The organism is Methylobacterium sp. Leaf456 (genome assembly GCF_001425465.1).
Classification (GTDB): domain Bacteria; phylum Pseudomonadota; class Alphaproteobacteria; order Rhizobiales; family Beijerinckiaceae; genus Methylobacterium.
This window is the reverse complement of sequence record NZ_LMQV01000023.1, coordinates 12577-32060: the sequence shown is the minus strand read 5'-3', so window position 1 is coordinate 32060 and position 19484 is coordinate 12577. Positions and strand designations below refer to the sequence as shown.

General features: G+C 70.7%; 15 protein-coding genes. 7 read left to right on the top strand and 8 right to left on the bottom strand.

All coding sequences use genetic code 11. The features are described 5' to 3' along the window. Window positions 1–267 precede the first annotated feature (267 nt). From ASG52_RS13660 to ASG52_RS13650, 3 genes are all read left to right on the top strand, one after another. Window positions 268–2769 (top strand): TonB-dependent receptor, encoded by a 2502-nt coding sequence (locus ASG52_RS13660; RefSeq protein ID WP_082552580.1) that lies wholly within the window; start codon window positions 268–270, stop codon window positions 2767–2769. A 310-nt stretch (window positions 2770–3079) separates the two neighbouring features. Continuing rightward, a complete protein-coding gene (lanM, locus tag ASG52_RS13655; protein WP_056243932.1) occupies window positions 3080–3484 on the top strand; it encodes a lanmodulin LanM in 405 nt (134 codons plus the stop codon). A gap of 187 nt (window positions 3485–3671) precedes the next feature. Next, window positions 3672–4031, top strand: coding sequence for a hypothetical protein (locus tag ASG52_RS13650; RefSeq protein ID WP_056243928.1), 360 nt, complete (start codon window positions 3672–3674; stop codon window positions 4029–4031). 121 nt (window positions 4032–4152) lie between these two features. On the opposite strand, the gene ASG52_RS13645 is transcribed toward ASG52_RS13650, so the two are convergent. From ASG52_RS13645 to ASG52_RS13635, 3 genes are all read right to left on the bottom strand, one after another. Then, the gene (locus tag ASG52_RS13645) at window positions 4153–5694 is read right to left on the bottom strand and encodes an undecaprenyl-phosphate glucose phosphotransferase (protein WP_056243926.1); all 1542 of its coding nucleotides are present in this window, start codon (window positions 5692–5694) and stop codon (window positions 4153–4155) included. A gap of 171 nt (window positions 5695–5865) precedes the next feature. Continuing rightward, window positions 5866–7107, bottom strand: a complete 1242-nt coding sequence (locus ASG52_RS13640) for a glycosyltransferase family 4 protein (RefSeq protein ID WP_056243922.1) — start codon at window positions 7105–7107, stop codon at window positions 5866–5868. 194 nt (window positions 7108–7301) lie between these two features. Continuing rightward, complete coding sequence (locus ASG52_RS13635) at window positions 7302–7880, bottom strand: polysaccharide biosynthesis/export family protein (protein ID WP_056243920.1); 579 nt, start codon at window positions 7878–7880, stop codon at window positions 7302–7304. A 179-nt stretch (window positions 7881–8059) separates the two neighbouring features. Here ASG52_RS13635 and ASG52_RS13630 point away from each other — a divergent pair, with 179 nt between their 5' ends. Beyond that, window positions 8060–10348 carry a GumC family protein gene (locus ASG52_RS13630; protein ID WP_056243917.1) on the top strand — a complete coding sequence of 763 codons (2289 nt, stop codon included), beginning with the start codon at window positions 8060–8062 and terminating at the stop codon, window positions 10346–10348. 85 nt (window positions 10349–10433) lie between these two features. Here ASG52_RS13630 and ASG52_RS13625 read toward each other — a convergent pair whose 3' ends face one another. Next, complete coding sequence (locus ASG52_RS13625) at window positions 10434–11624, bottom strand: GNAT family N-acetyltransferase (RefSeq protein WP_056243915.1); 1191 nt, start codon at window positions 11622–11624, stop codon at window positions 10434–10436. 138 nt (window positions 11625–11762) lie between these two features. Here ASG52_RS13625 and ASG52_RS13620 point away from each other — a divergent pair, with 138 nt between their 5' ends. The 3 genes from ASG52_RS13620 to ASG52_RS13610 all read left to right on the top strand — a co-directional run bounded on the left by ASG52_RS13620 (window position 11763) and on the right by ASG52_RS13610 (window position 16901). Beyond that, complete coding sequence (locus ASG52_RS13620; RefSeq protein ID WP_056243913.1) at window positions 11763–12809, top strand: polysaccharide deacetylase family protein; 1047 nt, start codon at window positions 11763–11765, stop codon at window positions 12807–12809. Window positions 12810–13044: 235 nt separating this feature from the next. Next, the gene (locus tag ASG52_RS13615; protein WP_056243911.1) at window positions 13045–13443 is read left to right on the top strand and encodes a hypothetical protein; all 399 of its coding nucleotides are present in this window, start codon (window positions 13045–13047) and stop codon (window positions 13441–13443) included. A 116-nt stretch (window positions 13444–13559) separates the two neighbouring features. Then, window positions 13560–16901, top strand: coding sequence for a tetratricopeptide repeat protein (locus ASG52_RS13610; protein WP_056243908.1), 3342 nt, complete (start codon window positions 13560–13562; stop codon window positions 16899–16901). A 45-nt stretch (window positions 16902–16946) separates the two neighbouring features. On the opposite strand, the gene ASG52_RS13605 is transcribed toward ASG52_RS13610, so the two are convergent. The 4 genes from ASG52_RS13605 to fabI are packed head-to-tail and all read right to left on the bottom strand — an operon-like array spanning window position 16947 to window position 19184. Continuing rightward, window positions 16947–17114: a hypothetical protein gene (locus ASG52_RS13605; RefSeq protein WP_156383962.1), complete on the bottom strand. Its 168-nt coding sequence runs from the start codon at window positions 17112–17114 to the stop codon at window positions 16947–16949. Window positions 17115–17127: 13 nt separating this feature from the next. Beyond that, a complete protein-coding gene (locus ASG52_RS13600) occupies window positions 17128–17529 on the bottom strand; it encodes a DoxX family protein (RefSeq protein ID WP_056243902.1) in 402 nt (133 codons plus the stop codon). Window positions 17530–17559: 30 nt separating this feature from the next. Beyond that, a complete protein-coding gene (fliP, locus tag ASG52_RS13595; RefSeq protein ID WP_056244709.1) occupies window positions 17560–18300 on the bottom strand; it encodes a flagellar type III secretion system pore protein FliP in 741 nt (246 codons plus the stop codon). 47 nt (window positions 18301–18347) lie between these two features. Then, on the bottom strand, window positions 18348–19184 hold the full coding sequence (gene fabI, locus ASG52_RS13590) for an enoyl-ACP reductase FabI (protein WP_056243899.1): 837 nt from the start codon (window positions 19182–19184) through the stop codon (window positions 18348–18350). Window positions 19185–19484: the final 300 nt, after the last annotated feature.

Sequence of the window (19484 nt, the reverse complement as noted above, 5' to 3'; positions counted from 1 at the left end):
GCCTTCGCGGATCGACTACGCCAGATTCCGAAAATGTTGCCGAATGATCCCGAACATACCTTCCTTTTTATCCGTAAGTGGTTGTCGGAGCGCAAGAAATATGTTGCCGCAAGGGCACGCCGGGGCACGAAGCTTGAGCGATCCCTCATAAATGCCCCGATAGAGGCTGTGGCGTGATTGTGGCGGCCACGCTTCTCGGGTGACAGTCGCGGCAAGGCCCCACGGGTGGGCCATAAACACGAAGCGACAAGGGCTCGGGGAATGACATTGCGAGTGCTGCGCGGCAGCCTGGTCGCATCGGTGGCGCTGCTGCCGGGGCAGGTTCTGGCCCAGCAGGCCGTGACGCTGGACGAAATCAGCGTCGTCTCGAACACGCCCGTCGCGGCGCCGCGCCGGATCGTCACGGCGCCGACCGCCTCGGGCGTGACGCGTGAACTGACGGTGCTCGACGGCATCGACCGCAACAAGGTTCCGCACAACACCAGCGTGCTGACCGCGAGCGACGTGAACCGCGTCGGCTTCCCGAGCGTGGTCCGCTCGCTCGATGAGCGGGTCGCCTCGATCAGCATCAACAACGCGCAGGGCAACCCCTTCCAGCCGACGATCACCTATCGCGGCTTCGAGGCCTCGCCGCTCGGCGGCTCGCCGCAGGGTGTCGCGGTCTACGTCAACGGCGCGCGCTTCAACACCTCGTTCGGCGACACGGTGCAGTGGGACCTGATCCCCGACATCGCGGTGGACCGGATCGAACTGGAGGGCTCCAACCCGGCCTTCGGCCTCAACGCGCTCGGCGGCTCGCTCGCGGTGTCGCTGAAGAACGGCTTCACCTACCAGGGCAGCGAAATCAACCTGCTCGGCGGCTCGTTCGGCCGCGGCGCGGTGGCGTTCCAGCACGGCCAGCGGGTGGACAATGTCGGCCTCTACGTCGCCGGCAACGTGCTCGGCGAGCGGGGCTGGCGCAAGCACTCGCCCTCGCGTCTCAACCAGATCTACGCCGACCTCGGCGTGCTGGCCGAGAAGGGCGAGTTCCACTTCAACGTGATCGGCGCCAGCAACAGCCTCACCGGCAACGGCACCGCGCCGGTGGAGCTGCTCCAGGCCAAGTACAACGACGTCTTCACCTATCCCGACCAGACCAAGAACGACTTCCTGCGCTTCCAGTTGTCGGGCACCTACGACGTCACCCCGACCATCAGCGTGCAGGGCAACGCCTATTACGGCGTGTTCAAGCAGCGCACCGCCAACGGCGACGCCGCCGACGTGGAGAACTGCGAGGCCGACGAGCGCTTCCTGTGCGCGGAGGGCGCCGACGACGAGCAGTTCTTCCTGCGTGACCGCACCGGCGCCCGGGTCCGGGCCAACCGCGTCCGCACCGCCAATTTCGGCGCGGTCAACCCGATCTTCGCCGACCGGTTCGACGAGGGCGGCCCCTACGCCTTCCTCAACCAGACCCGCACCGACACCGACAATTTCGGCGCCACGATCCAGACCACGGTGCGCGAGACGCTGTTCGGCCTGCCGAACCGCTTCGTCATCGGTGGCTCGTACGACGGCGGCCGCACCCGGTTCAACGCCGACAACTCGATCGGCGGCCTGACCCTCGACCGCGGCTTCGCCGGCCCCGGCATCGTCGTGTCGAGCGACGACGGCATCATCACCCCGGTCTCGGTGCGTTCCTCGAACGATTACGGCGGCATTTACTTCTCGAACGTCACCGACCTGACCGACCGGCTGACCCTGACGCTGCAGGGCCGGTTCAACATGGCCCACATCGTGCTGCAGGATCAGATCGGCACCGCGCTCAACGGCGACCACTACTACCAGCGCTTCAATCCCGGCGTCGGCCTCGCCTACAAGGTGATCCCGGACTACCTCAACGTCTACGGCGGATACTCCGAGGCCAACCGCGCCCCGACCCCGGCTGAACTGTCCTGCGCCGACCCGCAGGCGCCGTGCTCGCTCACCAACTTCTTCGTCGGCGATCCGCCGCTCAAGCAGGTCAAGGCCCGCACCGTCGAGGCCGGCATCCGCGGCCGCATCCCGCAGCCCGACGACTGGTTCGGCGGCATCCTGTCCTACAAGGCGGGCTTCTTCTCGACCCGCAACGACGACGACATCCTGTTCGTGCCAGCCCCCGACACGATCGGCCGCGCCTATTTCCGCAACGTCGGATCCACCAAGCGGCAGGGCGTCGAGGCGAGCCTGTTCTACACGACGCCCACATGGTCGGCCTTCATCGACTACGCCTATGTCGATGCGACCTTCCAGTCGCCGATCGAGCTGGCCGCGCCGGGCAACCCGTTCAACAGCGAGGGCGGCGACGAGGGCGGCCTCGTGCAGGTCCGTCCGGGCAACCGTCTGCCCGGCGTCGCGCCGCATCAGGTCAAGTTCGGCTTCAACTATCAGGTCACGCCGGAATGGCGCATCGGCGCGCTCGGCCGCTTCGCCACCGGCAAGTTCCTGGTCGGCGATCCGTCCAACCTGAACCGGACCACCGGCGACTACGCGGTGTTCGGCCTCAACACGTCCTACCGCGTGACCGAGAACATCGAGATCTACGGCTACGTCGAGAACGCCCTCAACCGCCGCTACTCGACCTTCGGCACCTTCTCGCCGGTGGACGAGGTTCCGATCGTCGCGGTGCCGAACGCCTCGATCAACCGCAGCCTCGCGCCCGGCGCGCCGATCGCGGCCTTCGGCGGCCTTCGCATCCTGTTCGCCCCGCCGCCGCCCGCCGCCCCCATCGAGCCGCTGGTCCGCAAGGGCTGAAAACCGACGCATCCGGGACGGCCTCGGTCGTCCCGGTCCCAAGGATCGACCCTTCGAGAAGCGCGGCGCCGGGCCCCCGGCGCCGCGCTTCTTCGTTTCGAAGCCCCTCGTCGGGCGCATGCAACCGGACGAGATCGTACACGTTCTTCTGGAAATCCCGCCCGGACATATTGCCAAATCATCCCGGGCGAGTTACGCAAGGATGCCGGCCGGGGCGACGGATGCGTGAGGCGCGCGACCGTTCCCGGCCAGTCCGTTTGCCGACCCGCCCGGTTCGCGCCGGGCCCTAAGACCAGGAGACAGATTCCCCATGGCGTTCCGCCCCACCCATGTCGCCCTCCTCGCCCTTGCGCTCGGCGCCGCCGCCCCGGCCTTCGCAGCCCCGACGATGACCAAGGTCGATGTCGCCGCCTTCGATCCGGACAAGGACGGCACGATCGATCTCAAGGAGGCCCAGACCGCCGCGTCGGCCGCCTTCGACAAGCTCGATCCGGATAAGGACGGCACCCTCGACGCCAAGGAGCTCACGGGCCGCATGAGCGCGGCCGACCTCAAGCAGTTCGACCCCGACAGCGACGGCACCCTCGACAAGAAGGAATACCTCGCCGCCGTGGCCGCCCAGTTCAAGGCTGCCGACCCGGACAACGACGGCACCATCGACGCCAAGGAGCTCGCCGGCCCGGCCGGTTCGGCCCTCGTCGCCCTGATGCGCTAAAACCGAGCGACCGCTCGATGAGGGGGCGCGGACCTGCGAGGTCCGCGCCCTTTTTCGTGCGCGCAGCGCGCTGGCACAGGCCGCAAGGGCGTAGCGTCGCAGGCCGGAAACTTACCATGGGTTCGGCGGCTTTCTGGGCACTCGGCCAGCGCGAAGGCGCGGCCCGTGATCCCGGAGACAGCCCACCATGCGTATCGCCCTCGGCCTGCCGGCCGCCCTCGCCTTCCTCGTCACCGCCGGACCCGCCCTCGCCGTGACCTGCAAGGACGACATCTCGACGATCGAGCGGCGGCTCAACAGCACCGGGGCCGAGCAGGTGACCGGCAAGGAGCCGCCGGGCGGCGCCACCACCTCCGGCTCGCCCATGGCCCTCGACAAGGCGCCGGAGGGCAAGCCGTCCGACCCTTCGACCAAGTCGACCAAGGCCGGCGTCGAGGAGGCGCGCAAGCTGCTCGCCACCGCCAAGGAGCAGGACAAGGCCGGCAAGGAGACCGAGTGCCAGAACACCATGACGAAGGTGAAGGAGGCGGCGGGCGCGCTGCCGTAACCGAACGGCGTTCTCATGAAAAAAGTCCGGAGCCGTGAGGCTCCGGGCTTTTTTTGTCGGTTCCACCGCCCACCTTCTCCGTCTTCGCGCGGCGAAGCCGAAGCGATGACGGCGAGAAACCTCAATACGCGCTGTCGGTCTTGAACAGGGCCAGCGGCGTCGTCACGAGAATCTTCAGGTCAAACAGGATCGACCAGTTCTCGATATAGTGCAGGTCGTGCTCGACGCGGCGCTGGATCTTTTCGCTGGTGTCGGTCTCGCCCCGCCAGCCGTTGATCTGGGCCCATCCGGTGATCCCGGGCTTGACCTTGTGGCGGGCGAAGTAGCCGTCTACCACCTGATCGTAGAGGGTGTTGGCGGCCTTGGCCTGGAGGGCGTGCGGCCGGGGGCCGACGAGGGAGAGATCGCCGCGGATCACGTTGAGGAGCTGCGGCAGCTCGTCGAGCGAGGTCTTGCGGATGAAGCGCCCGACCGGGGTGACGCGGGAATCGGTCTTGGTGACGAGGCGCGAGGCGCCCGCATCGCACTGATCGACATACATCGAGCGGAACTTGAACACCTCGATCAGCTCGTTGTTGAAGCCGTAGCGCTTCTGCCGGAACAGCACCGGGCCGGGCGAGGTGAGCCGCACCGCGAGCGCCACGCCGAGCATGACCGGCGAGAGCGCCAGCAGCAGGCCGAGACCCACGAAGCGGTCGAACAAGCCCTTGGTGATCACGTCCCAATCGGCCAGCGGCTTGTCGAACACGTCGAGGAGCGGCACGTTGCCGAGATAGGAATAGGCGCGCGGGCGCAACCGCAGCTTGGTCGCGTGGGCCGAGAGGCGGATATCGACCGGCAGCACCGAAAGCTTGGCCAGCATCTGCAGGATGCGCGCCTCCGCCGAGATCGGCAGGGTGAACACCACCAGATCGACGCGGTTGCGGCGGGCGAAGGCGACGAGGTCGCTGACGTTGCCGAGCTTGGGGTAGCCCGCGACGTGGTCGCTGGCGCGCTCGTCGCCGCGGTCGTCGAACACGCCGACGATGCGGATGCCGCTGTCGGGGCCGGCCGCGTGCAGCGCGCCGATCAGCTCCTCGGCGACCGCGCCGCCGCCGACGATGGCGGTACGCCGGTCGAAGCGCCCGCGCGACATCTGCACCCGCACGAAGGCGGAGAGCGCGGTGCGGCCGAGCATCAGCGCCGCGAGGCCGGTGGCGAAGAAGCTGATGAGCCAGATGCGCGAGTAGTGATCGGACACCTTCGCCAGCACCATCGCGCCGGCCACCATCAGGAAGGCGAGCGACCAGCCGGCGACGAGCTTGAGTCCGGTCTTGGGCAGGTGGCGGAAGGCGCCGATCCGGTAGCAGCCGGACGCCTGGAACAGGCCGATGGCCGCGACCGCGACGGCGAAGATGGCGGCGGGGTAACGCGGGGCGAGCGGCACACGCCCGTGCAGCAGCGCCACGTGCAGGGCGAAGCCGATCAGCACGAGCCCGCCGAACTCGGCGAGCCGGACGCAGCCCGCCAGCACCACCGGCGACAGCCAGGGGCTCGCGGGCGGCGGGGGGGCGAGGTCCGGCTCCGCGCCGGCCTCACCGAGGGGAAGCGGCGGCGGCACCGGGGTCGGGGCGCCGGCTTGCCCGGCCGCCTTCAGCAGATCGCGGACGTCGATGGCACTCATGGCGGACTTACCCAAGGGATGCGCGAGAACTTCTTTGGAATTGGGGGCCGGGACGGTCCCCTAGAGCATCGTCTGAGATCCGGGATCCAGGACGATGCTCTATGTTGTTGTGCCGCATCGGCTTTTTTTCGAAAGCCGGCGACCACCTTTCGGGCCGATGCTCTAGGTGGGTCAGGCCGTGGCGGGGGCGGGTTGCGCCACGGCGGGGCGGGACGCCAGCGCGGCGGCGTAGCCGCACAGCACGTCGGCCCCCATGCGGTTCATCGAGAAGCGGGCGCGCACCGAGTCGCTCAGCGCCTTGGCCCGGCCATCGCGGACCTCCGCCGGCTCGTCGAGGATGCGGGCGATGGCTCCGCTGAGCGCCCCGACATCGCGCGGCGGCACGAGGCTGCCCGCGAAAGCGCCGAAGATCTCGGGGATGCCGCCGACATTGGTCGCCACCAGCGGCTGGCAGGCGGCCGCCGCTTCCAACACCACGTAGGGCAGCGACTCGGCCAGAGACGGCACCACCATGAGCCGGCCGCGGCCGAGCACCGGCCGGATCGGCTGGGGCGGCTCGAAGGCGATGGCGTCCCGCACGCCGAGTTCGTCGGCCAGCCGCGTGAGGCTGTCGGTGTCGGGCCCCGAGCCGACCATCAGCAGCCGCAGGCGACGGCCCTCGGCCTTGAGCCGCGAGAGCGCCTGCAGCAGGAACGGCAGGCCCTTGGCCTCGCGCAATTCGCCGACATAGACGAGGTCGAACGCCGCCGCGACGGTGCCGACGGGCTCGAACTCGGCCTCGGCGATGCCGTTGTGGACGATGCGCGCGAGGCGGACCGGCCCGCCCGCATAGGTGCGGTGGCGCGAGGCCACGAACTCGCTCTCGAACAGGAAGACGTCGGTCGCGCGGACGAGCTGCCGTTCGATGCCCATGTAGAGCCGGTGCAGCATCGTGCCGGGGCGATAGTTGTAGCTGCCGCCGTGGGGCGTGTAGGCGCGGATCAGCCCGTCCGAGACGGGGCAGAGCCGGGCGTAGACGCCGCCCTTGGCGCCGTGGCCGTGCAGCACGTCGGCACCGACCGCCCGCACGCGTTCGCGCACGCCCATCAGCGCCGCGAGGTCGGAGGGGTGCGGGTTGCGCCGCATCGGCAGCCGCACGACACCGAGCGCCAGATGCGGCGCGAGGTCGGCGAGCGCCTGCTCGGCCCTCTCGCCGCCGGTGTTGGCGTCGCAGACGATGCCGACCCGGTGCCCCGCTGCCGCCTGGATGCGGGTGAGATCGACGACGTGCCGAAACAATCCGCCGACGGGCGCGCGGAAGACGTGGAGGATGCGCAGGCTCTGCCCGGTCCGGCAGGGCCCCGGTAGATCGAGCGCGAGCGGCTCGGAAACCGGGCGGGGCGGCGCGAGGCCGGGAGCGAGGGAAGCGACCACGGTGGAGCAATCTCCGCGGAGGGCGGTCCCGAAACGGGCGCCCGATAGCCGGGAGAATTGCGCGCGAGGGGTCAGCGGCGGGTTAAGGGAACCGGCGCAATGCCGACTCACCGACCGCCGGGGGCCATTGCGACCGTGTTTTGTACGGTTGGGTTAGGCGTCCGTGAACGATCTCAGGCCGACCGACCCGACTCCTAAAAAAACCGTTCCTTGACGACGATCGTGTCGCCGGGGCGCACCGGGTAGGACATCGGCACGATGCCGTTGATGAGGCCGCCCGGCCCGTCGCGGGTCAGCACGGCGTAGTCGCGGGCGGCGCGGGGCCCGAAGCCCGCCGCGATGGCGACCGCCGATTCCACCGTCATGCCGTTGACGTAGGGGTACTGGCCCGAGGTCGTGACCTCGCCGAGGATGTAGAACGGCCGGTAGGCATCGACCTCGACGGTGACGTGCGGCTCGCGCACGTAGCCCGTCGAGAGCTTGCCCTCGATCGTCCGCGCGGCCTGCGCCGTGCTCTGCCCGCCGACCTGCACCGTGCCGATCAGCGGCATGGCGATGCGCCCTGCTCCATCGACCGCGTAGATGTTGGACAGGTTGTCCTGCCCGAAGACGATGACCCGCAGCTTGTCGCCCGCGGCCAGCGTGTAGCGGCTGCCGATGGAGCCGGTGCCGGTGGCGTCGAGGTCGGCCGTCCGGTAGTCCGGACGCAGGCAGCCGCCGAGCGCCAGCACGGTCGGGAGGCCGAAGAGGAATGCGCGCCGATGCATCGTCATCGCCGTTATGGTGAATCTCTCCTCTCGTCTAAACCGCCATGGTTAATGAACTCTGACGTGCCGAACGAAGACGGCGCATGAGCGGAATGCCTTAACCTGCGAGAAACCTTAACAGGTTCTATTGAGGCAAGAGGGGTCGATTGCCTCGATCCCGGCCCTGCTCTGCGTGAAGACTGCCCATGCCTCGCCTCAGGCCGCCGACCGACCCCGCCGCCTTCAACGAGCGTTCCCACGCCGCCGGGGACGGGCTGTCGGTGACGCAGATGTTCTCGGTGCTCGGCCGCTCCTGGGCCTGGATCGCGGTGCCGACGCTCGCCGTTGCACTCGGTGCGGGCGTCTTCGTGCAGGTCGTCGCGCCGCGCTACACCGGCGAGGCCAAGGTGCTGCTGGAGAGCCGCGACCCGGCGTTTGCCCGCACCGCGGCCGAGCGCGGCGAGCCGATCCAGCCGATCGACGAGCAGGCGGTGGCGAGCCAAGTGCAGGTGGCGATGTCGCGCGATCTCGCCCGTCAGGCGATCCGCAGCCTGAAGCTCGTCGGCAACCCGGAATTCGATCCGCAGGCGGGGGGCGTGTCGCCGGTCCAGAGCGCCCTGATGCTGCTTGGCGTCACCGCCTCGCCGATGGAGCGCTCGCCGGAAGACCGGGTGCTCGACAACTATCTGGAGCGCCTGCTGGTCTATCCGGTCGGCAAGTCGCGCATCCTCGCCATCGAGTTCAAGTCGCGCGATCCGGAACTCGCCGCCCGCGGCGCCAACACGGTGGCCGACCTCTACCTCGCCTCGCTCGCCGCCGCCTCCGTCGACACCGCGCGCTACGCCTCGACGTGGCTCGGCAACAACATCGAGACCCTGCGGGCGCGGGTGGCCGAGGCCGAGGCCAAGGTCGAGTCGTTCCGCGCCCAGAACGGGCTGATCGGCACCGGCTCGGCCGCGAGTCAGCCGCTCTCGGCCCAGCAGCTCTCGGAGCTGTCGAGCCAGTTGACGCAGGCCCGCACCATCAAGGCGGACCTCGCCGCGCGGGCCAAGCTCCTCAAGGACATGATCAAGGACGGGCGGGCGTTCGAGATCCCGGATGTCGCCAACAACGAGCTGATCCGGCGCACCGTCGAGAGCCGCATGACGCTGCGCGCCCAGCTCGCGCTCGAATCGCGCACGCTGCTGCCGGCGCATCCGCGCATCAAGGAGCTGACCGCCCAGGTCCAGGACCTGGAGACCCAGATCAAGGCAGCGGCCGAGCGCGTCGTCCGCACCCTCGAGAACGACGCCAAGATCGCGGGCGCCCGCGTCGAGAGCCTGCAGGCGGCCGTCGATGGCCAGCAGGACGTGGTCGCCAAGGGCAACACCAGCGAGGTGCAGCTCCGCGCCCTGGAGCGCGAGGCGAAGTCGCAGCGCGAGCAGCTCGAATCCTACCTCTCGCGCTACCGCGAGGCCGCAGCCCGCGACGCCGAGAGCGCGACGCCGGCCGACGCCCGCGTGGTCTCCCGCGCGGTGACGCCGGAGCTGCCCTCGTTCCCCAAAAAGGTGCCGATCGTCGCCTTCGCGACACTGCTCGCCTTCCTGCTGTCCTCGGCGGCCGTCATTGGCCGCCACCTTCTCAAGAACCCGCCCGCGCCCCGGCCCGTCCGGTTCGAGGCGGAGGACGAGCTGCCGCCGGACCACTTCCCCGAGCCGGAAGGCCCGCGCCGCCGCGCCCCCGAGGCCCCGCCGATGCCGGCCTCTGCCGCCGAGCGGTTCGCCCCGGCGCTCGCCTTCGCCCACTCGCTGCGGGCGACCGCCACCGTCCACCAGCCCATCTTCGGCGGCGCCCAGGGGCTCGCTCCGGTCGCCCCGCTCGCCAGTGCGCGTCCGGCCGGCGCGATCGACCTCGACCGGCTGATCGAGCGCCTCGGCACGGGCAAAGCCGGTGAGGGCACCTGCATCCTGGTGGTCGAGACCGAGTCGGGCCGCGCGGAATCCGGCCTCACCACCGAACTCGCCCGCACCCTGAGCCCCCGCGCCCGCACCCTCTTGGTCGATGTCAACGGCGCGCCCGGCGGTCTGTCCGGCCCCGGCCTGACCGATCTGGTCGCGGGCGAGGCCGCCTTCCTCGACGTGATCCAGCCGGTACGCGGCTCGCGCCTTCACACCATCCGCCGCGGCCTCACCGAACGCGAGGTGCTCGTGGAGGAACCGCAGGCGCTCGCCATCGCCCTCAACGCCATGACGCAGAGCTATGACTGGGTGCTGTGCCGCCTCGACGCCGCGACCCTTGAGGCCGGCGATCTGATCTCGGCCTGCGGCCCCTGCGCCGACTCGATCGTCATCGCCTCGAACGAAGCCCCCGACGACCCCGCGCTCGTCACCCTCTACGGCCTCGCCCGCGAAACCGGCGCCGCCCAGGTGCTCGTCGCCCAGGACCGCGAGACCGCCCCGCGCCGGGCGCCGCGCGACGAGCGGCTGGAGGAGACGCCGCTGCGCCTGTCGGCTTGAGCGGCGCGGATCGATACGGCTGAAGCGCCACCGGTTCAGCCGCTTTCCCCCCCTCTCCCGGCACGGCGGGGAGAGGGGATGCGCTTCACCCCCGCCGCATCGTCCGCAGCCGCTTCGCCACCGCGAACAACCTTGGCGAGCGCTTGATCCGGTGCTTCAGCCGCACCGCGCTCCCCGCGACAACCGCGTAAAGATGGCCCGCCGCGCTCACCGGCACCACCGATTCCACGAGTTCGATGGTCTCGTCGCAGGTCTTGGCCTTGTAGCTCGCCTCGCCGACGCCGAGGTCGAGCGCCCGGCGGCCGCGGGCCGACTGGTCGCCGATCAGGCGGTGCAGCAGGATCTCGCCGGGGCTGAAGCGGCCGAGTTCCGGATCGGTGTCGAACGAGGTCCACATCCCGCAGAAGCGGTTGGCATCGACCGCGCCGCCGAAGGTCGCGAGAACCCGGGCGGATTCGGTCTCCAGCGCATGCACCTCGATCGCCGGGCCGCGCCCGTCGGCCGGTAGGGTCGCGGCGGCGACGAAGCGGCGCACCGCCGGCTCGGCATAGGCGTCCGGCACACCGAGCGCCGCGAAGCGGGCGGCCTTCTGCGCGTAGAACGCCGCCTGGATGTCTTGCACCTCCGCTGCGGTCGCGGCGACGCGGTGGCGCACCGGCCCCAGCGCCTCGACCAGCTTGCGCTCCTTGGCCCGCACTTTCTTGCGGGCATCACCGCTGAAGACGCGCTTGAGCGTCGCCTCCGCGTCGGGGCCGAGCAACAGGCCGTAGGCGTCGCTCGGGGCCGGTTGGCCGCGATGGCTCAGCGGGTTCGGCACCCCGTCCCAGAAGCGCGGCTGGTTGGTGAAACGGAACGCGTCGATCCCGACTTGGCGCCCGGCCCGCACCAGCGCCTCGGCCAGCTCCTCCGGGCGCATCGACGCCGCCTCGCGGGATGCGAAGAGCGGCATGTGGAAGTTGGCGTGGCGATCCCCGGTCACCCGCGCGATCCGCAAGCCTCCCAGCCGTCCGACCGCGAGCGGGATCAGCAGGCGCGGCCGGGCCGCCTCATCCTTCAGGATCAGGACCAGCGTCTCGGCCGCGATCCCGGCGCCGGCATAGGCCGCGACCCAGTCGAAGCGCTGATAGGGCGTCATCAGCGCCGCCGGATCGGCCTCCAACGCGCGCCATGCGGCCTCCGCCGCCGCCAAATCCGAAACAATCTCGACCGTGAGGGTGCCGCGGGCGGCGGCCCCGTCGAGCGCGGCCCGACCCAGGTTCTCGGCGAGTGCCGTCATGACGTGCGATCCCGGCTGCGCCCACGACGCGGAGGCCCGAACCCTCGCCCGGACTCCCTCAAGCGCCGGTTGATGCGCGCAACCGATCTGTCGCGATGGGTAACGAATGCTTGTCGGGCTGGCCGTACGATGCGCAGCATGTCCGCCTCTCGCCATCGCCTGTTCCGCGCCGGATTCGCCGCGATCACCGCGCTCGGCGCCGACCGCTGGCTGAGCCCCCTCGCCCGCGGACGCGGGGTCATCCTCACCTTCCACCATGTCCGGCCGGAGCCGCCCGAGCCCTTCGCGCCGAACGCGCTCTTGTCGATCACCCCGGCCTTCCTCGACCGGACGCTGACCGCCCTCAGGCAGAGCGGCTTCGCGATCGTCGGCCTCGACGACGTGCCCGATCGCCTCGCCGATCCCGCACCCGGCAGCCCCTTCGCGGTGCTGACGTTCGACGACGGCTACCGCGACAACGTCGTCCACGCCCGGCCGGTGCTGACCCGCCACGGCGCGCCCTGGACCCTGTTCGTCACGGGCGACTTCGCCGACCAGCGCGGGCGCCTGTGGTGGATCGAACTGGAACGCGCCGTCGCCCGCCTCGACCGGGTGACCCTGGCCGGCGGCCTCGATTGCCCGGCGCGGGACGCGGCGGAGAAGAGCGTCGCGTTCGAGGCCGCCTACCGGGCGCTGCGGGCCGGGCCCGAAGAGGTTCTCTTGGATGAAATCGCCGGATTGTGCCGCCGCGCCGGCCTCGTACCGGGCGCGGTCGCGGAAGAACTGTGCCTAACCTGGGACGAGCTGCGGGCGCTCGGTCGCGACCCCGCCGTGACGCTCGGCGCGCACACGCTCTCGCACCCGATGCTCGCCAAGCACGATGCCGCCACCGCCCGCCGCGAGATGGCCGAGAGCCGGGCCCGGATCGAGACCGAGACCGGCCGCTGCGTGCGCCACCTCTCCTATCCCGTGGGCGATCCGACCTCGGCGGGCCCCCGCGACTTCGCGCTGGCCCGCGATCTCGGCTTCGCCACGGCGGTGACGACGCGGCCGGGCCACCTCTTCGCCGGGCACGCCGCCCATCCCCACGCCCTGCCGCGGGTCTCGGTCAACGGGCTGCACCAGACCGACGCGGCGCTCGCGAGCCTTCTCTCCGGCGTGCCGTTCGTGGCCTGGAACCGCGGGCGGCGGCTCAACGTCGGCTGAGCGGGCGCCGCGACGGGTGAGGACAGGCTTTCTGAGCCATTCCTAAGCCGCCGCTCCGGGGCTCGCCCCTCGCCAAGCCGGTCCGATCTTGGCACATGGGGCGCAACCGGGATGGCCGGATCGAAGCCGCCGAGGCGCCGACCCGCCGATTCGACGAAGGCGGTCATCCCGATGTCAGATGAGAGCCGCGATCCGACGCGACATGATCGGGCGGGCTCGAGGAGAGGAACACCCCATGAGACATCGCGCCGTCGCCGCGGCCCTCCTGCTCGCGCTGCCGCTGGCGGCAGGCGCCCAAGAGACCCCGAAGGAAGCCCCCGCCGGCGCGCCGACGGAAGCGCCCCCGCCCGAACCGAACCGCCAGCAGGCCAACGCGGCCAAGCTCGCCGGGCTGATCCGCTTCGTCGGCGAGTCCTGCAAGGACGTTCAGCCCGATTACGAGCGCTTCAAGGCGGTCGTCGCCGCCATGGGCGTCGAGATCGACGCGATCTCGAAGGGCGAATTGCTGATGCGCAGCATGAGCTACACCGAGGCCTACCGGAAGAACGTCGATGAGAGCTGCCGCAAGGCGGCCGAGCTGTTCGGCGAGAAGGGCACCAGCATTCCCGGTCTCGTGTTGCGCAAGGCCTCGTAGTCGGTCGCTACCTTAAGCGCCCATTCACCGCGTTGCGCGAGAGTGCCCGGCACGAGTGGCGTTCGGCGGCGCGGGCCCGGGTGGGGTCGGGGCCGCCGCGAGTATGGGCGGGGGCGATGGCGGGACGGTCCGGTCGGGTGCCGGGTCTTGGAACGGTCCTGCGGGCCGGGCTCGCGCTCGGCCTCGGCCTGAGCACCCTCGGCCTCACCGCGCTCGACGCCGAAGCGGCCAAGCTCCTCTCCGCCAAGGGCAACCAGGCCGAGGGCTACGGCCGCATCGTCCTCACCTTCGACACGCCGGTCTCGGTCAAGGCCCGGCAATCCGGCACCGTGCTGGTGCTCGGCTTCGGCGAGGCGGTCTCCGCCGGCCCCGAAAAGATCGCCGCGGGCATGCCCGATTACGTCTCGGCGGTGCGGCGCGATCCCGACGGCGCGGCGATGCGGCTCGCGCTCCAGCGCGGCTACCGCATCAACGTGCAGGACGCCGCCGAGCAGGTCTTCATCGACCTCCTGCCCGAGAGCTGGAGCGGTTTTCCGCCGCCGCTGCCGCCGGAAGTGGTGGCCGACCTGATCCGCCGGGCCGCCGCGGCGGAGGCCCAGCTCAAGGCCCGCACACCCGCGCCGGTGCGGCGCCCGCTCACGCTGGAACTGTCGCACAACGCCCTGCGCACGCGGCTCAGCCTCAGCCTGCCCGAAGGCACCGAAGCCGCCTTCAGCCCGCAGGAAAAGTCCACCCGGCTGACGCTGCCGGGGGCGTGGCGCATCGACGACCGCAGCCTGCGCGGACGCTTCGACCCGGCGCTCGGCCGCGTCGCCATCGATGCGGATGATAAGGAAGCGCACGTCCTCGTCACGCCGGCCGAGGGCGTGGCCGTCTCGACCGCCCGCGACGGCGATGTCGTCACCCTCGATTTCCTGACGAAGCCGCTTCCCGCGACCGAACTCCCCACGGTCCCGGCCCCCTCCCCTGCCCCGGCGGCGACCGCCGCGCCAGTGAAAGCCGCGGAGACGACACCGGCCCCCGTCGCCGCGCCGCCCCGCGCCGCCGAGCCGGCTCTGCCCAAGGCCGGGGCCGGCCTCGTCTTCCCGTTCCGCAAGCGGGTGCCGGCGGCCCTGTTCGAGCGCGGCGGCGTCGTCACCCTGATCTTCGCCACGACCGACCCGGTCGCGATGCCGACCAAGGCCTCAGCCGATCTGGCTCCGCTCGGCGAGCCGTCCCGCAGCGGCGGCTTCACGGTCCTGCGCTTCGCCAAGCCCGCGGGCCGCCTCGTCGATCTGTTTCCCGTCACCGAGCCGGACGGCTGGGAGCTGGTCTCGCGCGACGGCACGGTGCCGAGCGAGAGCCTGACCGCGCAGCGGCGCCAGGGCCAGCGCGAGCGCATCGGTATCGCTGTCCCCCTGCCCGGCGTCGGCCCGGCGGGCTGGCTCGATCTCGACGGTGAGCGCATCGCCGTCGTCACCGCCGACGGGATGAAGCGGGCGGCGGTCGCCAAGGCGCAGCGCTTCGTCGAGTTCGAGCTGATCCCGAGCCGGGTCGGGCTCGCGGTGCTGGCGCTCGCCGACGACCTCACCGTCCAGCCCGATCTCGACGCCGTCGCGATCGGACGCGAGGGCGGCATGGCGGTGTCGGGCTCGGACAACGTCGCCGCGGCGTCCGGCCCGCCGCGCCCCGCCGACCCGCCGGTCGGCGCCGTGTCCGATCTCGTCATCGACAACGACGCCTGGGAGCGGGCCCGCCGCGGCGATGTCCGCACCACCCTGCGCGAGGCCTTGAACGGGATCACCGAGGCGAGCCGGCGCGACCGGGGCGCCGCCCATGTCGCGCTGGCCCGGACCATGATGGCCAACGGCCTCGCCGTGGAGGCGCTCGGCGCGCTGGCGACGGCGGCCGCCGACGACGTGGTGGTCGAGGGCGATCCGTTGACCTTGCTGATGCGCGGCATCCTGCTCACCCGCATGGGCCGCCTCTCGGAGGCGCGCCCGCTGCTGACCGCACCCGCGCTCGCGGCAAACCCCGAGGCGCGGCTGTGGCGCGGCCTGCTCGACGCCGAAGCCGGGCGCTGGAGCGACGCCCGCGCCGCGTTCCAGGCCGGCAACGGGGTGCTGCGGCGCTATCCCGACGAGATGGCATCCTTGTTCTACGCCTCCGCCGCGGAGGTCGCGGTCGAACTCGGCGACTGGGAGGAAGCCGCCCGCGCTTCCTCCGCCGCGGGCCGCGGGGCGAGCGACACGATCCGCGACCGCATGGCCCTGCTGCGCGCCCGCATCGACGAGGCGACCGGCCGCGGCACCGCGGCGTTCACCGCCTACGAGACCCTGAGCAACGAGGCCGTCTGGCCGGTTGCCGCTGCCGCCACCCTGCGGGCCGCGACCCTCGGCCACACGCTCGGCAAGACGACGCTGCCCGACGCCATCGACCGGCTGGAGGGCTTGCAGCTCCTCTGGCACGGCGGCCCGACCGAGATCGGCACGCTGGCTGCCCTCGGCGGCCTTTACGAGGAGGCCGGGCGCTGGCGCAAGATTTTCACCACCGCGCGGCGCGGCTCCGTCCTGTCGCCCGACGCGTCGGCGATCCGCTCGCTGCACGAGCAGGCCCAGCGGGTGTTCGAGGACCTCTTTCTCGGCGTCCGCGGGGAAAAGCTCAACGGCGTCGAGGCGCTGGCGCTCTACTTCGACTTCAAGGATTTCGCCCCGCCGGGGCGGCGGGCCGACGAGATCGTGCGCCGCCTCGCCGACCGGCTGGTCGCCCTCGACCTGCTCGATTCGGCCGACGAGCTGCTGCAATACCAGATCGAGCACCGCCTCACCGGCCCGGCCCGCGCCTCGGTCTCGGCCCGGCTCGCCACGATCCGGCTGATGGAGGGCAAGCCGCTGGAGGCGATGGCGACCCTCGACGCCACCCATCAGCCCGGCCTGCCCGAGGACGTGCGCCGCGCCCGCGCCCTGCTGCGCGCCCGCGCCCTGTCCGACCTGTCGCGCACCGATCTGGCGCTCGAAACCGTCGAGGGTGAGACCGGCACCGATGCCGAGCGCCTGCGCGCCGACATCCTGTGGTCGGCCCGGCGCTGGCGCGAGGCCGGCGAGGCGCACGAGCTGCTGCTCGGGCCGGTCTGGCGCTCGGGCAAGCCGCTCGACGAGGCGGCGCAGGCCGACGTGATCCGCGCGGCCATCGCCTACGGGCTCGCGGGCGAGGGCCTGGGGCTGGAGCGGCTGAAGGCGAAGTTCTCGGGGCTGATGGCCGAGAGCGCGGACGCCCGCACCTTCGCCATGCTGACCCGCCCCGACGCCGCCCGCAGCCCTGCCTTCCGCGACGCCGCGCTCAAGGCGACCAAGGCGGAAACGCTCGCCGCCTTCCTCACCGAGTACCGCAAGCGCTACCCCGACTCCGCCGTGCCCGAGCGCGGCAGCGAAGCACCGGGCAACCGCGCCGAGGTGGCGGGCGCGACGCCGCCGGGGTGAGTGGGATTAGTTCAGGTCCGCCTGGGCGGCGCGCTGGACGATGTCCTAAGCGCCACGCTCGTCGGCCTTCCGGTCCCTGGCGATGTGGGTGCGCAGCTCACCGAAAACCTCCTCGGCCGGGATCGGTGACCGAGGATCGTCGAAGGCCTCATAAAATTGCCGACGCGGCTCGGCGCAGCGTTTGGCCAAGCCGGCTTCCTGATTGTCCGGCATGGCCTTACCCGCCTCAGTATCGCCCGCGCGCCCGCTGCGCATCGACGCTCCACGGGCCCGGCCCGGCGAAGACGATGTAGAGGAAGACGAAGCAGTAGAGGATCGCCGCGTCGCCGCCGTTCAGCGCCGGGTAGAGGCTCTTGGGCGCGTGGGCGAGGAAGTAGGCGAAGGCCATCTCGCCGGACAGGATGAAGGCGACCGGGCGGCTGAACAACCCGATCAGAAGGAGCGCGCCGCCGACGAGTTCGAGCACGCCCGCGATCCAGGACAGGCTGAACATCGCCGGGTTCATGGCGCTGGCCGGAAACCCCAAAATCTTCTGCGTGCCGTGCGCCATGAAGATCAGCGCCGACACGATCCGCAGGACGCTCAGCATATGCGGGGCCCAGCGGGCGGTGGAGGTCGTCAGGTCCATGCCTCGGTCTCTCCGATGAGGTGTAAAACGTCAGCTTCCGTAGCTTTGAACGAGCGAGCCCGCCACCAGCGTCCAGCCATCGACCAGCACGAAGAAGATCAGCTTGAACGGAAGCGCCACGGTCGCGGGCGGCAGCATCATCATGCCCATCGCCATCAGCACCGAGGCGACCACGAGGTCGATGATGAGGAACGGAATGAACAGGAGGAAGCCGATCTCGAAGGCGCGGCGCAGCTCCGAGATCATGAAGGCGGGCGTGACGATCTCCAGCCCGATCGCCTCCGGCCCGGCGGGGGCGGGCTGCTTGGCCATGTCGAGGAAGAGCTTGAGGTCCTTCTCGCGCGTGTTGCGCAGCATGAAGGTCTTGAACGGGGCCGACGCCCGCTCGAACGCCTGCGACTGGCTGATCCGGTTGGCCATGAGCGGCTCGATGCCGGCGGTGTAGGCTTCGCGCGCGGTCGGGGCCATCACGAAGGCGGTGAGGAACAGGGCGAGACTGGTGATGACGGCGTTGGGCGGCGCGGTCTGCGTGCCGAGCGCCGAGCGCAGGATCGACAGAACCACGACGATGCGGGTGAAGGCGGTCGCCATCACCAGCACCGAGGGCGCCAGCGCCAGGACGGTGACCAGGGCGACGAGTTGCAGCGCCCGCTCGGTCGTCCCGCCCGCACCGAGATCGAGGGTGACGCTCTGCGCCCACGCCGCGCCGGCACTGCCCGCGACGAGCAGAACGGCAAGCCCGAGGGTGCACAGTCGTTTCGAAGAAATCATCGTGGGCCGCACCGATGCCGGTCTTGAGCCGGACCGGACGCTTTCCTTCAGATTTCGCCGTCACCGACGACGCCGGCCTCGTCCTGCGCCTGGAGCACGGCGGGGCGCGGCATCGAGATGATGTTGTACCCTGAATCGACGAAGTGGACTTCGCCGGTCACGCCGCCCGAGAGGTCCGACAGAAGGTAGAGGGCGGAGTTGCCGACATCTTCAAGCGTCACCGTGCGGCGCAACGGGGCGTGCGCCTTCTGGTGATTGTACATCAGGCGGGCGTCCGCAATGCCGGCGCCGGCCAGCGTCCGCATCGGGCCGGCCGAGAGCGCGTTCACCCGCACGCCGTCGGGGCCGAGATCGGTGGCGAGGTAGCGCACCGAGGCCTCCAGAGCGGCTTTCGCCACGCCCATCACGTTGTAGTTCGGCATCACGCGGGTCGAGCCGGCATAGGTCAGGGTCAGCAGCGCGCCGCCGCGGGGCATGCGCGCGGCGGCGCGCTGGGCGATCTCGGTGAAGGAGAAGCACGAGATCGTCATGGTGCGCGAGAAGTTCGCGCGGGTGGTCACGTCGACGTAGCGGCCCTTGAGCTGCGACTTGTCGGAGAAGCCGATGGCGTGGACGATGAAGTCGATCCCGTCGGGGAAGCGCTGGTCGAGGGCGGCGAAGACCGAATCGACGCTGTCGAGATCCTCGACGTCGCAGGGCAGCACGATGTCGGAGCCGACCGAGGCCGCGAGCGGCGTCACGCGCTTGCCGAGCGCTTCGCCCTGATAGGTGAAGGCAAGTTCGGCACCGTGCCGGTGCAGCGTCCTGGCGATGCCCCAGGCGATCGAGTGATCGTTGGCGACGCCCATGATCAGGCCGCGCTTGCCCGCCATCAACCCTGTCATTCGCTTCAAACCCGTACGCGTTTCAGGTGGGGCGTCGAGGCCCCTGCCTGACGCTTAGCGCGCCGGATGCGGCCCTGTCCACGCGAGACCGGACAAGCGAAGGCCCCGCCCGCGGATGCGGAACGGGGCCTTGGTGTCGCGCCGATATGCCGAATCAGAAGTAGCCGCGGGTCCCGGACTGCGCGTCGTTGATCAGAGTCTGCTTGGCACGCCAAGCTACGCTGGCGACGACGGCGATGGCGGTCACGCAGATAAAGGCGAAGAAACCGATCATGATGTGATCCTGGCCGCGTCCCCGTT